Annotated in this window: 22 protein-coding genes; all 22 read right to left on the bottom strand. The window is 62.4% G+C overall.

Annotated features, from left to right (window positions below):
* Positions 1–10: 10 nt before the first annotated feature.
* A complete protein-coding gene (gene rpmD / locus ACP2YO_RS19330) occupies positions 11–205 on the bottom strand; it encodes a 50S ribosomal protein L30 (RefSeq protein WP_426442251.1) in 195 nt (64 codons plus the stop codon).
* Between the two features lie 40 nt (positions 206–245).
* Complete coding sequence (gene rpsE / locus ACP2YO_RS19325) at positions 246–821, bottom strand: 30S ribosomal protein S5 (RefSeq protein WP_028349043.1); 576 nt, start codon at positions 819–821, stop codon at positions 246–248.
* A 57-nt stretch (positions 822–878) separates the two neighbouring features.
* Positions 879–1238 (bottom strand): 50S ribosomal protein L18, encoded by a 360-nt coding sequence (rplR, locus tag ACP2YO_RS19320; RefSeq protein WP_426442250.1) that lies wholly within the window; start codon positions 1236–1238, stop codon positions 879–881.
* Positions 1239–1249: 11 nt separating this feature from the next.
* Complete coding sequence (rplF, locus tag ACP2YO_RS19315; protein WP_426442249.1) at positions 1250–1783, bottom strand: 50S ribosomal protein L6; 534 nt, start codon at positions 1781–1783, stop codon at positions 1250–1252.
* 126 nt (positions 1784–1909) lie between these two features.
* On the bottom strand, positions 1910–2308 hold the full coding sequence (gene rpsH / locus ACP2YO_RS19310; protein ID WP_426442248.1) for a 30S ribosomal protein S8: 399 nt from the start codon (positions 2306–2308) through the stop codon (positions 1910–1912).
* Between the two features lie 14 nt (positions 2309–2322).
* Positions 2323–2628: a 30S ribosomal protein S14 gene (gene rpsN / locus ACP2YO_RS19305; RefSeq protein WP_195784313.1), complete on the bottom strand. Its 306-nt coding sequence runs from the start codon at positions 2626–2628 to the stop codon at positions 2323–2325.
* Between the two features lie 45 nt (positions 2629–2673).
* Positions 2674–3231, bottom strand: a complete 558-nt coding sequence (gene rplE / locus ACP2YO_RS19300) for a 50S ribosomal protein L5 (protein WP_426442247.1) — start codon at positions 3229–3231, stop codon at positions 2674–2676.
* Complete coding sequence (gene rplX, locus ACP2YO_RS19295; protein ID WP_426442246.1) at positions 3224–3538, bottom strand: 50S ribosomal protein L24; 315 nt, start codon at positions 3536–3538, stop codon at positions 3224–3226. The genes rplE and rplX overlap by 8 nt, the downstream gene beginning before the upstream one ends.
* Positions 3538–3906: a 50S ribosomal protein L14 gene (gene rplN, locus ACP2YO_RS19290; RefSeq protein ID WP_011473865.1), complete on the bottom strand. Its 369-nt coding sequence runs from the start codon at positions 3904–3906 to the stop codon at positions 3538–3540. Before rplN ends, rplX begins: the two co-directional genes overlap by 1 nt.
* Positions 3907–3981: 75 nt before the next feature.
* On the bottom strand, positions 3982–4230 hold the full coding sequence (gene rpsQ / locus ACP2YO_RS19285; RefSeq protein ID WP_296516268.1) for a 30S ribosomal protein S17: 249 nt from the start codon (positions 4228–4230) through the stop codon (positions 3982–3984).
* A gap of 10 nt (positions 4231–4240) precedes the next feature.
* Positions 4241–4447 (bottom strand): 50S ribosomal protein L29, encoded by a 207-nt coding sequence (gene rpmC / locus ACP2YO_RS19280; RefSeq protein ID WP_426442245.1) that lies wholly within the window; start codon positions 4445–4447, stop codon positions 4241–4243.
* A gap of 5 nt (positions 4448–4452) precedes the next feature.
* Entirely contained in the window at positions 4453–4866 is a 414-nt protein-coding gene (gene rplP, locus ACP2YO_RS19275) for a 50S ribosomal protein L16 (RefSeq protein ID WP_426442244.1), read from the bottom strand.
* Between the two features lie 30 nt (positions 4867–4896).
* Positions 4897–5598: a 30S ribosomal protein S3 gene (gene rpsC / locus ACP2YO_RS19270; RefSeq protein WP_426442243.1), complete on the bottom strand. Its 702-nt coding sequence runs from the start codon at positions 5596–5598 to the stop codon at positions 4897–4899.
* A gap of 17 nt (positions 5599–5615) precedes the next feature.
* Positions 5616–6002, bottom strand: a complete 387-nt coding sequence (rplV, locus tag ACP2YO_RS19265) for a 50S ribosomal protein L22 (RefSeq protein ID WP_066499414.1) — start codon at positions 6000–6002, stop codon at positions 5616–5618.
* Between the two features lie 10 nt (positions 6003–6012).
* Entirely contained in the window at positions 6013–6291 is a 279-nt protein-coding gene (gene rpsS / locus ACP2YO_RS19260; RefSeq protein WP_018272137.1) for a 30S ribosomal protein S19, read from the bottom strand.
* A gap of 12 nt (positions 6292–6303) precedes the next feature.
* Positions 6304–7137, bottom strand: coding sequence for a 50S ribosomal protein L2 (gene rplB / locus ACP2YO_RS19255; protein ID WP_426442242.1), 834 nt, complete (start codon positions 7135–7137; stop codon positions 6304–6306).
* Positions 7138–7149: 12 nt separating this feature from the next.
* Complete coding sequence (locus tag ACP2YO_RS19250; protein ID WP_426442241.1) at positions 7150–7449, bottom strand: 50S ribosomal protein L23; 300 nt, start codon at positions 7447–7449, stop codon at positions 7150–7152.
* Positions 7446–8066: a 50S ribosomal protein L4 gene (gene rplD, locus ACP2YO_RS19245; RefSeq protein WP_044538542.1), complete on the bottom strand. Its 621-nt coding sequence runs from the start codon at positions 8064–8066 to the stop codon at positions 7446–7448. The genes ACP2YO_RS19250 and rplD overlap by 4 nt, the downstream gene beginning before the upstream one ends.
* A gap of 1 nt (position 8067) precedes the next feature.
* Positions 8068–8787, bottom strand: coding sequence for a 50S ribosomal protein L3 (gene rplC / locus ACP2YO_RS19240; RefSeq protein WP_426442240.1), 720 nt, complete (start codon positions 8785–8787; stop codon positions 8068–8070).
* 54 nt (positions 8788–8841) lie between these two features.
* Positions 8842–9150, bottom strand: a complete 309-nt coding sequence (rpsJ, locus tag ACP2YO_RS19235; protein ID WP_002712302.1) for a 30S ribosomal protein S10 — start codon at positions 9148–9150, stop codon at positions 8842–8844.
* Positions 9151–9245: 95 nt separating this feature from the next.
* Positions 9246–10436, bottom strand: a complete 1191-nt coding sequence (gene tuf, locus ACP2YO_RS19230; RefSeq protein ID WP_426442239.1) for an elongation factor Tu — start codon at positions 10434–10436, stop codon at positions 9246–9248.
* A gap of 39 nt (positions 10437–10475) precedes the next feature.
* Positions 10476–12548: an elongation factor G gene (gene fusA / locus ACP2YO_RS19225; RefSeq protein WP_426442238.1), complete on the bottom strand. Its 2073-nt coding sequence runs from the start codon at positions 12546–12548 to the stop codon at positions 10476–10478.
* Positions 12549–12569: the final 21 nt, after the last annotated feature.

Here is a 12569-nt window from a genome sequence, read left to right as displayed (position 1 = left end):
CCCTGTCTCCTTATTTCTCGTCGACGACGCGGACGAGATGTTGAACTTTCGCGATCATGCCGCGAACAGCAGGAGTGTCCTGCAGCTCGGTTACCCGGCCGATCTTGTTGAGCTTGAGGCCGATCAGCGTCTCGCGCTGCGAGTGATGGCGGCGGATTGCGCTGCCGATCTGCTCGACCTTGATCATCTTTGCGGCCTTGGCCATGACAATAACTCCAGAAAGCGCCGAGAACGCGCCTGTTTGCTTATTCCGCCACCACTTCGGCGTCGCCGCCGACGCGGCGCGACTGCAGGGTGGAGACCTTGATGTTGCGGCGGGCGGCCACCGAGCGCGGCGAATCCTGGTGCTTCAGCGCGTCGAAGGTGGCGCGAACCATGTTGTAGGGATTCGACGAGCCGATCGACTTCGCCACGACGTCCTGGATGCCGAGCGTCTCGAACACCGCGCGCATCGGACCGCCGGCGATGATGCCGGTACCGGCCGGAGCGGCACGCAGATAGACGCGGCCGGCGCCGTGACGGCCGGCGATGTCGTGATGCAGCGTGCGGCCTTCACGCAGGGCAACCCGGGTCAGATTGCGCTTCGCCGATTCGGTCGCCTTGCGGATCGCCTCGGGCACTTCGCGCGCCTTGCCGTGGCCGAAACCGACCCGGCCCTTCTGATCGCCGATCACGACCAGCGCCGCGAAACCGAAGCGCTTGCCGCCCTTGACGACCTTCGCCACGCGATTGATGTGGACGAGCTTGTCGACGAACTCGCTGTCGCGCTCTTCGCGATCCCTGCTCCGTTCGCGTCCGCCGCGTTCGCGTTCACCTGCCATGGTGTTTTCCAATCTATAGGAGGCCCGAGCCTCTATCCTTGTAATCGTTCAATTCGTTTAGAAGCTGAGCCCGCCCTCGCGGGCCGCATCCGCGAGCGCCTTGACGCGCCCGTGATAGATGTAGGCTCCGCGATCGAACACGACTTCCTTGACACCCTTCTGCGCGGCGCGCTCGGCCAGCAGCTTGCCGACCGCCTTCGCCGCATCGATGTCGGCGCCGGTCTTGCCGGCGTCGCGCATCTCTTTCTCGAGCGACGAGGCGGACGCGAGCGTCTCGCCCTTCAGGTCGTCGATGACCTGGGCGTAGATGTGCTTGGACGAGCGGAACACCGACAGCCGCGGACGGCCGTTGGCGGAACGGCGCAGCGAAATACGCACACGCTGCTTGCGCCGGGCATTCGTTACTTTGAGTGACATGACCGGCTCCGTTACTTCTTCTTGCCTTCCTTGCGGAAGATGAATTCGTTGGCGTACTTCACGCCCTTGCCCTTGTACGGCTCCGGCGGACGGTAGGCGCGGATCTCGGCGGCGACCTGGCCGACGCGCTGGGAATCGTTGCCGGTGATCGTGATCTCGGTCGGCTTCGGCACCGCGATGGTGATGCCGTCCGGGATCGCGTAGACCACGTCGTGGCTGTAGCCGAGCGCGAGCTGCAGGTTCTTGCCCTGCATCGCGGCGCGGTAACCGACGCCGGTGATCTCGAGCTTCTTCTCGAAGCCCTTGGTGACGCCCTCGACGAGGCTCGCCACCTGCGCGCGCGCGGTGCCGTACATCGCCTGCGCACGGTTGGTCTTGACGCGCGGGGCAACCTTGACCTCGCCGTTCTCGAACTTCACCTCGACGTCGTTATGCACGACGAACTGAAGCTGGCCCTTCGGCCCCTTCACCTTCACCGTTTGGCCTTCGACGGTCGCCGTCACACCGGACGGGATCGTCACCGGCTTCTTGCCGATACGTGACATCGTAAAATCCTTCTCCTTAGCATTTTCCGGCGAAGTGGCCGCCGGTTCGCCGAAGAAAATGCGTCAAACTAAGAGCCTGTGCGCATTCTTTTCGCAAAACCGGTACCCACTTTTGCGGAATGCGCACTAGAACACCGTGAAGAGAACTTCGCCGCCCACGTTCGCTTCACGCGCCTCGTGGTCAGCCATGATTCCCTTCGGCGTCGACAACACCAAAATGCCGAGACCGTTGTTCACCCGCGGCAGGTTCTTCACCGAGGCGTAAACGCGGCGGCCGGGCTTCGACACCCGCTCGATCTCGCGGATGACGGGTTCGCCGTCGAAATACTTCAGCTCGATCTCGAGCTCGCTGCGGCCGGACGCATGCTCGACGCTGGCGTAGCCGCGGATATAACCCTCGGACTTCAGCACCTCGAGCACGCTGGCGCGCATCCGCGAGCCCGGGGTCGAGACCTTGGACTTCGAGCGCATCTGCGCGTTGCGGATGCGAGTGATGAGATCGGAGATCGGATCGTGCGTAGACATGGTTCCGACCCTCCTTACCAGCTCGACTTCACGAGCCCGGGAACCAGGCCCTTGGAGCCGAGTTCACGCAGCGCGATGCGCGAGAGCTTGTTCTTGCGATAGTTCGAGCGCGGACGACCGGTGAGCTCGCAACGCAGACGGATGCGCGTCGGCGACGAGTTGCGCGGCATCTCGGCGAGCTTCAGCGTCGCCGCGAAGCGCTCTTCCATCGGCTTGGTCTTGTCGGCGATGATCGCCTTCAGCTTCTCGCGGCGCGGGGCGGCGTTCTTCGCCATCCGCTTGCGCCGGTTGTTCTTCTCGATCGAACTCTTCTTTGCCATGCTTGGCTCCTGGGTATCCGCGTTTGAGTGGCTTTGTTCAGCTACTCACTGCCGGAACGGGAAATTGAAAGCGGTCAACAAGGCGCGCGCCTCGTCGTCGGACTTCGCCGTGGTGCAGACCGTGATGTCCATACCGCGGGCTTCCGAGACCTTGTCGAAGTCGATCTCGGGGAAAATGATGTGCTCCTTGATGCCGAGCGAATAGTTGCCACGGCCGTCGAAGCTCTTCGGGTTCAGGCCGCGGAAGTCGCGGACGCGGGGCAGCGCCACGTTCACCAGGCGGTCGATGAACTCGTACATGCGGGACTTGCGCAGCGTGACCTTGCAGCCGATTGGCTGGTTCTCGCGCAGCTTGAAGGTTGCGATCGCGACCCGCGAATAGGTCACGATCGCCTTCTGGCCGGCGATCAGGCCCAGCTCGGCAGCGGCGGTCTCGGCCTTCTTGCGGTCGTTGACGGACTCGCCGACGCCCATGTTGAGCACGACCTTGTCCAGGCGCGGAACCTGCATGACGTTGGCGTAACCGAACTTCTCGGTCATCGAGCCGCGGATATTCTTGTCATACTCCGCGCGCAGGCGCGGCACATAAGCTGTATCAGCCATCGATCTCTGCTCCCGAGCTCTTGGCAACACGGACCTTCTTGCCATCGGCCTGAATCTTGAACCCAACGCGGGTCGGCTTTCCGTCCTTGCCGACATACGCAATGTTGGACAGGTGGATCGGCATCTCCTTGGAGATGATGCCGCCATCCTGGGACTGGGTCTGCTTCTGGTGACGCTTCACCATGTTGACGCCGCGCACGAGAGCCTTGTGCTCGTCCGGACGCACTTCGAACACCTCGCCGGTACGACCCTTGTCGCGGCCGGTCAGCACGATCACCTTGTCGCCCTTGCGGATCTTGGCAGCCATCACAGCACCTCCGGCGCAAGCGAGATGATCTTCATGTGGTTCTTGGCGCGAAGCTCGCGCGGCACCGGCCCGAAGATACGGGTGCCGACCGGCTCCGACTGGTTGTTGATCAGCACGGCGGCGTTGCGGTCGAAACGGATGACCGAACCGTCGGCGCGGCGGATGTCCTTGCGGACGCGCACCACGACGGCCTTCATCACGTCGCCCTTCTTCACCTTGCCCCGCGGAATGGCTTCCTTGATCGACACAACGATAACGTCGCCCACGGTGGCATAGCGGCGCTTGGAACCTCCAAGAACCTTGATGCACATGACACGGCGTGCGCCAGAATTATCGGCCACGTCGAGGTTGGTCTGCATCTGAATCATTGATGCACCTCGTCCTCTTTCTGCGCTTCAGCGCGCTCAAAATTTCCCTGAAATACTTCGGCTAAGTCGAAGTTATCAGGCCGTTTTCTTCTGTTCGCCCCGGACCACGGTCCAGCGCTTCAGCTTCGAGATCGGCTTCGATTCCTCGATCCAGACCATGTCACCCGGCTTGAACTGGTTGTCCTCGTCATGCGCGTGGTAGTTCTTGGAACGGCGGATCGTCTTCTTGTAGATCGGATGGGTGAAGCGGCGATCAACGCGCACCACCACCGTCTTGGCTTGCTTGTCGCTGACGACCACGCCCTGCAGAGTACGTTTCGGCATAGCTGGCCCCTTACTTCTTCTTGGCGCGCTGCTGGGCAGCGACGGTCTTGATACGAGCGATATCGCGGCGCGCTTCACGCATCCGCGAGGTGTTCTCCAGCTGCCCGGTGGCGCGCTGGAAGCGCAGGTTGAAGCGCTCCTTCTTCAGGTTGAGGACGGCGTCCTCGCGCTGGTCTTCGCTCATCGCGCGAATATCTTCAACTTTCATGTCGGCCATGGCGATTACTCCGCAATGCGCGCAACGAAGCGCGTCTTGATCGGCAGCTTGGCGGCGGCGAGTGAGAGCGCTTCCTTTGCGGTCTGCACGGTAACGCCGTCGATTTCGAACATCACGCGGCCAGGTTTGACCCGGACCACCCACAATTCCGGCGCACCCTTGCCGGAGCCCATGCGGACTTCAGCGGGCTTCTTCGACACCGGCACATCGGGGAACACACGGATCCAGACACGGCCGGCGCGCTTCATGTGACGGGTCAGCGCGCGGCGGGCGGCTTCGATCTGACGGGCGGTGACGCGCTCAGGCTCCATTGCCTTCAGGCCGAACTGGCCAAACGCCAACGTCGCGCCAGAGGTCGCAACGCCGTGGATACGGCCCTTATGCGCCTTCCGGAACTTCGTTTTCTTAGGTTGCATCATGGCTTTAAGCCCTCAAATTCCTGCTTTGCCTCAAGCGGCGTCGCGGCGCGAACGCGGGGTGTTGTCGCCTTCGGCCATCTTCTTGTCCTGGGCCATCGGATCGTGCTCGAGGATCTCGCCCTTGAAGATCCAGACCTTGACGCCGCAGGTGCCGAAGGTCGTGAACGCGGTGGCAACGCCGTAATCGATGTCGGCGCGCAGCGTATGCAGCGGCACCCGGCCCTCGCGGTACCATTCCATGCGCGCGATTTCGGCGCCGCCGAGACGGCCCGAGCAGTTGATGCGGATGCCTTCGGCACCGAGGCGCATCGCCGACTGCACGGCACGCTTCATGGCGCGGCGGAATGCGACGCGGCGCTCGAGCTGCTGGGCGATCGATTCGGCGACCAGGGTCGCATCGAGCTCCGGCTTGCGGATTTCGACGATGTTGATCACGACGTCCGACGAGGTAATGTCGGCGACCTTCTTGCGTAGCTTGTCGATATCGGCGCCCTTCTTGCCGATCACCACGCCCGGTCGCGCCGAATGGATCGTCACGCGGCACTTCTTGTGCGGACGCTCGATCACGATGCGCGCCACGGCCGCCTGCTTGAGCTCCTTGTGCAGGATCTCGCGGATCTTGACGTCTTCATGCAGCAGCTTGCCGTATTCCTGCTTGCCGGCGAACCAACGGGAGTCCCAGGTCCGGTTGATGCCGAGACGCAGCCCGATTGGATTGATCTTTTGACCCATCGTCTTCTCCTGCGCCCTTAAGCGCTTGCCTCGGCCTCGACCTGACGAACCACGATGGTCAGGTGCGAGAACGGTTTGTACACACGGCCCGAACGGCCACGGCCGCGCGGCGCAAAGCGCTTCATCACGATGCCGTTGCCGACATGCGCCTCGGCGACGACGAGGTCGTCGACTTCGAGGTCATGGTTGTTCTCGGCATTCGCGATCGCCGATTCCAGGCACTTCTTGACGTCGACCGCGATCCGCTTGCGCGAGAACTGCAGATCGGCCAGCGCAGCCGAAGCCTTGCGGCCGCGGATCAGCTGCGCCACCAGGTTGAGCTTCTGCGGGCTGACGCGCAGCATGCGGGCGACGGCCTTGGCCTCATTGTCCGCGAGGCTACGTTCGCGCTTTGGTTTGCTCATCGCTTAATCCTCAAGCCTTCTTGGCTTTCTTGTCGCCCGAGTGGCCGTGGAAGGTACGGGTCGGCGAGAACTCGCCGAACTTGTGACCCACCATTTCCTCGTTGATCGCCACCGGCACGTGCTTCTGCCCGTTGTAGACGCCGAACGTCAGGCCGACGAACTGCGGCAGGATGGTCGAGCGGCGGCTCCAGATCTTGATGACATCGTGACGGCCGGACGCGCGCGCGGCATCTGCCTTCTTGAGCAGAGAGCCTTCGACGAACGGGCCTTTCCAGACTGAACGAACCATGTCCGGCGTTCCTTACTTCTTCCGCTTGTGGCGGCTTAGGAGAATGAATTTGGTGGTCGACTTGTTGGTGCGGGTCTTCTTGCCCTTGGTCGGCTTGCCCCACGGAGTAACCGGGTGGCGACCGCCCGAGGTACGACCTTCACCACCGCCGTGCGGATGGTCGATCGGGTTCATGACGACGCCGCGGTTGTGCGGACGCCAGCCAAGCCAGCGGGTACGACCGGCCTTGCCGATCGAGATGTTCATGTGGTCGGGGTTCGAGACCGCGCCGATCGTGCCGCGGCAACGGCCGTGCACGAGACGCTGCTCGCCCGAGTTCAGGCGGACGATCACGTAGTCATGGTCGCGGCCGACGAGCTGGGCGTAGGTGCCGGCCGAGCGCGCAAGCTGCCCGCCCTTGCCGATCTTCAGCTCGATATTGTGGATAATCGTGCCGACCGGCATGTTGCCGAGCGGCATGACGTTGCCCGGCTTCACGTCGACATAGTTGCCGGCGACGACGGTGTCGCCCGCGGCCAGCCGCTGCGGCGCCAGGATGTAGGCCAGCTCGCCGTCCTGATACTTGATCAGGGCGATGAACGCGGTGCGGTTCGGATCATACTCCAGCCGTTCCACGACCGCCGGCACGTCCACCTTGTCGCGGCGGAAGTCGACGGTGCGGTAGGCCTTCTTATGGCCGCCGCCGCGGAAACGCACGGTGATGCGACCGGTGTTGTTGCGGCCGCCGTTGCCGAGCTTGCCCTCGGTCAGCGCCTTCACCGGCTTGCCCTTGTAGAGCGCCGAACGATCGACCATGACCAGCTGGCGCTGGCCCGGCGTCGTGGGATTGTAGGTTTTCAATGCCATCGTCGTTGCGCCTTATAGTCCGGTAGTCACGTCGATGCGGTGGCCCTCTTCAAGGGTCACGATCGCGCGCTTGGTGTCCGACTGCGAGCCGAGATTGCCGCGGAACACCTTGGTCTTGCCCTTGCGAACCAGCGTGTTGACGCTCTTCACCTTGACGTCGAACAGCTTCTCGATCGCTTCCTTGATCTGCGGCTTGGTGGCCTTGCTGGAGACCTTGAACAGCACCTTGTTGTGCTCGGAGGCGAGCGTCGCCTTTTCCGTCACGACAGGGGCCACGATCACGTCGTAATGGCGCGGGTCGATATTCTTCATTTGAAGCGCGCCTCCAGCGCATCAACCGCAGCCTTGGTCAGCACCAGCTTGTGGCGGCGGAGAATGTCATAGACGTTGATGCCCTGGATCGGCAGCACGTCGATGTTGGGGATGTTGCGCGCAGCGATCGCGAAACCGTTGTGCAGCTCGGCGCCGTCGATGATCAGCGCATTGGTCAGGCCGAGACCCGAGAAGTGCCCGATCAGCGCCTTGGTCTTGGCGGCCTCGAGCTGCGCATTGTCGATCACGATCAGGCCGCCGTCCTTGGCCTTGGCGGACAGCGCATGCTTGAGCGCCAGCACGCGAACCTTCTTCGGCAGGCCGGTCTCATGCGAGCGGACCACCGGACCGAACGCACGGCCACCGCCGCGGAACTGCGGCACGCGGGCCGAGCCGTGACGAGCACCGCCGGTGCCCTTCTGCTTGTACATCTTCTTGCCGGTGCGCCAGATCTCGGCGCGACCCTTTGCCTTGTGGGTGCCGGCCTGCCGCTTGTTCAGCTGCCACTGCACGCAACGCTGGATGATATCCTTGCGCGGCTCGAGACCGAAAATCTCGTCCGACAGCTGGACCGAGCCAGCTTCCTTGCCTTCAAGGGTGGTGACTTTCAGTTCCATCTCACACGCCCTCCTTCTCGGCCACAGCTTCGGCTGCGTCGCCGCCGGCAACCTTGAACTTGCCGGGCTTCGGGGCTTCCTTCGGCAGCGGCTTCTTCACCGCGTCGCGCACCGAGATCCAGCCGCCCTTGGAGCCGGGAACGGCGCCTTCGACGAGGATCAGGCCGCGTTCAACGTCGGTCTGCACCACGCGCAGATTCAGCGTGGTGATGCGATCGACGCCCATGTGGCCGGGCATCTTCTTGTTCTTGAAGGTCTTGCCGGGATCCTGACGACCGCCGGTCGAACCGATCGAACGGTGCGAGACCGACACGCCGTGGGTGGCGCGCAGACCGCCGAAATTCCAGCGCTTCATGCCGCCGGCGAAACCCTTACCGATCGAGGTGCCGGTGACGTCGACGAACTGGCCGACCACGAAATGGTCCGCCTGGATCTCCGCGCCGACCGGGATCAGCGCATCCTCGGACACGCGGAATTCAGCGACCTTGCGCTTGGGCTCGACCTTGGCGGTCGCGAACTGGCCGCGTTCGGCCTTGGGCAAATAGACGGTCTTGCGGGTGCCCGCGCCAACCTGAAGGGCGACATAGCCGTTCTTCTCGGTCGTGCGGTGGCCCAACACCTGGCAATTGCCCAGCTTCAGCACGGTCACAGGGATATGCTCACCGGCCTCTGTAAAGACCCGCGTCATCCCGACCTTTTGTGCGATCACTCCGGAGCGCATCGGCGTGCTTCCTGTCTTTCTGTCCGCAGACGCGGACGTAAAAATCCAAAAACCTTAGAGCTTGATCTCGACGTCGACACCGGCGGCCAGGTCGAGCTTCATCAGCGCATCGACGGTCTGCGGGGTCGGGTCGACAATGTCGAGAAGGCGCTTGTGGGTGCGCATCTCGAATTGCTCGCGGCTCTTCTTGTCAACGTGCGGTGAACGGTTGACGGTGAACTTCTCGATGCGGGTCGGCAGCGGAATGGGTCCGCGAACCTGCGCACCGGTGCGCTTCGCCGTATTCACAATCTCACGGGTCGACGTATCGAGGATTCGATGGTCGAACGCCTTGAGTCGGATGCGAATGTTTTGGCCGTTCATTGCCGTATCTCTTTCTTCGTCGCCCTATTGGCGAATAATGAGTGGTGAGCAGCGAGCGAGTGAACCCACCCGCTACTCCCTTGATCTGTCCACCCTTACTCGATGATGGAGGCGACGACGCCGGCGCCGACGGTGCGGCCGCCTTCGCGGATCGCGAAGCGCAGCTTTTCTTCCATCGCGATCGGCACGATCAGGTGCACTTCCATCGCGATGTTGTCGCCCGGCATCACCATCTCGGTGCCTTCGGGCAGATGCACGACGCCGGTCACGTCGGTGGTACGGAAGTAGAACTGCGGACGGTAGTTCGTGAAGAACGGGGTGTGACGACCGCCCTCTTCCTTGGTGAGGATATAGGCCTCAGCCTTGAACTTGGTGTGCGGCTTGACCGAACCGGGCTTGCACAGCACCTGGCCACGCTCGACTTCCTCGCGCTTGGTGCCGCGGAGCAGCGCACCGATGTTGTCGCCGGCTTGGCCCTGATCGAGCAGCTTGCGGAACATTTCGACGCCCGTGACGATGGTCTTCTGGGTGGCGCGGATACCGACGATCTCGATTTCCTCGCCGACCTTGACGATGCCGCGCTCGACACGACCGGTAACAACCGTACCGCGGCCCGAGATCGAGAACACGTCTTCCACCGGCATCAGGAACGGCTGGTCGATCGGACGCTCCGGCTGCGGGATGTATTCGTCGACCTTCGCCATCAGCTCGAGAATGGCGTCGTGACCGAGCGTCTTGTCCTTGTCTTCAAGGGCGGCGAGCGCCGAACCCTTGATGATCGGAATGTCATCGCCCGGGAACTCGTACTTGGAGAGCAGTTCGCGAACTTCCATCTCGACGAGCTCGAGCAGTTCCGGATCGTCGACCATGTCGCACTTGTTGAGGAACACGACGAGCGCGGGAACGCCGACCTGACGGGCGAGCAGGATGTGCTCGCGGGTCTGCGGCATCGGGCCGTCAGCGGCCGACACGACCAGGATCGCGCCGTCCATCTGGGCAGCGCCGGTGATCATGTTCTTCACGTAGTCGGCGTGGCCGGGGCAGTCGACGTGGGCGTAGTGCCGGTTCTTGGTTTCGTATTCGACATGCGCGGTCGAGATGGTGATGCCACGCGCCTTCTCTTCCGGCGCCTTGTCGATCTGGTCGTAGGCGGTGAACGTCGCACCACCGGATTCTGCAAGCACCTTGGTGATCGCTGCGGTCAGCGAGGTCTTGCCATGGTCGACGTGACCGATGGTGCCGATGTTGCAGTGGGGCTTGTTACGCTCGAATTTAGCTTTGGCCATTTGACTCTCCGTTCAATCGTTGACTGCCATCAACGACAATCAGGCAAACTTCTTCTGGACTTCAGCCGACACGTTCGCCGGAGCTTCGGCGTAGTGATCGAACTGCATCGTGAAGGTCGCGCGACCCTGGCTCATCGAGCGCAGGTTATTCACGTAACCGAACATGTTCATGAGCGGCACCATCGCGTTGATCACGTTGGCATTGCCGCGCATGTCTTGACCCTGGATCTGGCCGCGCCGCGAATTCAGGTCGCCGATGACCGAGCCGGTGTAGTCTTCCGGAGTCACCACCTCGACCTTCATGATCGGCTCGAGCAGAACGGACTTGCCCTTCGTCAGCGCCTCGCGGAACGCGGCCCGCGATGCGATTTCGAACGCCAGTGCCGACGAGTCGACGTCGTGATACTTGCCGTCGACCAGCTGCACCTTGACGTCCACCACCGGGAAGCCGGCGACGACGCCGGAGCCCATCACGCTGTTGAGGCCCTTTTCGACGCCGGGGATGTATTCCTTCGGGACCGCGCCGCCCACGACCTTCGATTCGAACTCGTAACCCTTGCCGGGCTCGTTCGGCTCGACGATGATCGACACTTCAGCGAACTGGCCGGTACCGCCGGTCTGCTTCTTGTGCGTGTACTTGACTTCGGCGCGCTTGGTGACGCGCTCACGGAACGCCACTTGCGGCGCGCCGATATTGGCGTCGACCTTGTAGGTGCGGCGGAGAATGTCGACCTTGATGTCGAGATGGAGTTCGCCCATGCCCTTGAGGATGGTCTGGCCGGACTCCTGGTCGGTCGACACGCGGAATGACGGATCTTCCGCGGCGAGCTTTGCCAGCGCGACGCCGAGCTTTTCCTGGTCGGCCTTCGACTTCGGCTCAATCGCGATTTCGATCACCGGCTCCGGGAATTCCATCTTTTCCAGGATCACCGGCTTGTCGGGATCGCACAGCGTGTCACCGGTGCGCGCTTCCTTCAGGCCCGCAAGTGCCACGATGTCGCCGGCAAAGGCTTCCTTGATGTCTTCGCGGTTGTTGGCATGCATCAACAGCATGCGGCCGATCCTCTCCTTGCGGTCACGCGTCGAATTGATGACGCCGGTGCCCGACAGAAGAGTTCCGGAATAGATGCGGCAGAACGTAATGGTGCCGACGAACGGGTCGTCCATGATCTTGAACGCCAACAGGGCCAGCGGCTCCTTGTCGTTCGGAAGGCGAACGACTTCGTTGCCGTCTTCATCGACGCCCTTGATGGCGGGCACGTCGACCGGCGACGGCAGATAATCCACGACCGCGTCGAGCAAAGGCTGCACGCCCTTGTTCTTGAACGCAGAGCCGCACAGCACAGGAAAGAACGCGCCGGTCAGCACGGCCTTGCGGATCATGCGCTTCAACGTCGCTTCATCGGGCTCCTTGCCGTCGAGATAAGCGGCGAGAACCTCGTCGTCGAGTTCGACGGCGGCTTCCAGCAACTTCTCGCGATATTCCTTGGCCTTCTCGACCATATCCGCGGGAATTTCGATGTCCACGAACTTGGCGTCGAGTTTCTCTTCTTCCCAGACCACGCCCTTCATGCGGACGAGATCGACCAGACCCTTGAAGTTGTTCTCGGAGCCGATTGGAAGCTGGATCGCGATCGGCTTGGCGCCGAGGCGATCGACAATGTCCTGCATGCATTTGTAGAAATCGGCGCCGGTCTTATCCATCTTGTTGGCGAAGACGATGCGCGGAACCTTGTACTTGTCACCCTGACGCCAGACAGTTTCGGTCTGCGGCTCAACGCCCTGGTTGGAATCGAGGACGCATACGGCGCCGTCGAGCACGCGCAGCGAACGCTCGACTTCGATCGTGAAGTCGACGTGGCCGGGGGTGTCGATGATGTTGAGGCGCTTGCCTTCCCAGAACGCGGTCGTCGCAGCCGAGGTGATCGTGATGCCACGCTCCTGCTCCTGCTCCATCCAGTCCATCGTCGCGGCACCTTCGTGCACTTCGCCGATCTTGTGGCTCTTGCCGGTGTAATAAAGGATGCGCTCGGTGGTCGTGGTCTTGCCGGCATCGATATGCGCCATGATACCGAAATTGCGGTAGTTCTCTATGGCATGAACGCGGGGCATGGGCTGTTCCTTAGAATCCGT

Source organism: Bradyrhizobium genosp. P, assembly GCF_049949265.1.
In the GTDB taxonomy this organism is placed as follows: Bacteria; Pseudomonadota; Alphaproteobacteria; order Rhizobiales; family Xanthobacteraceae; genus Bradyrhizobium.
This window is presented reverse-complemented; position numbering and strand designations above follow the sequence as displayed.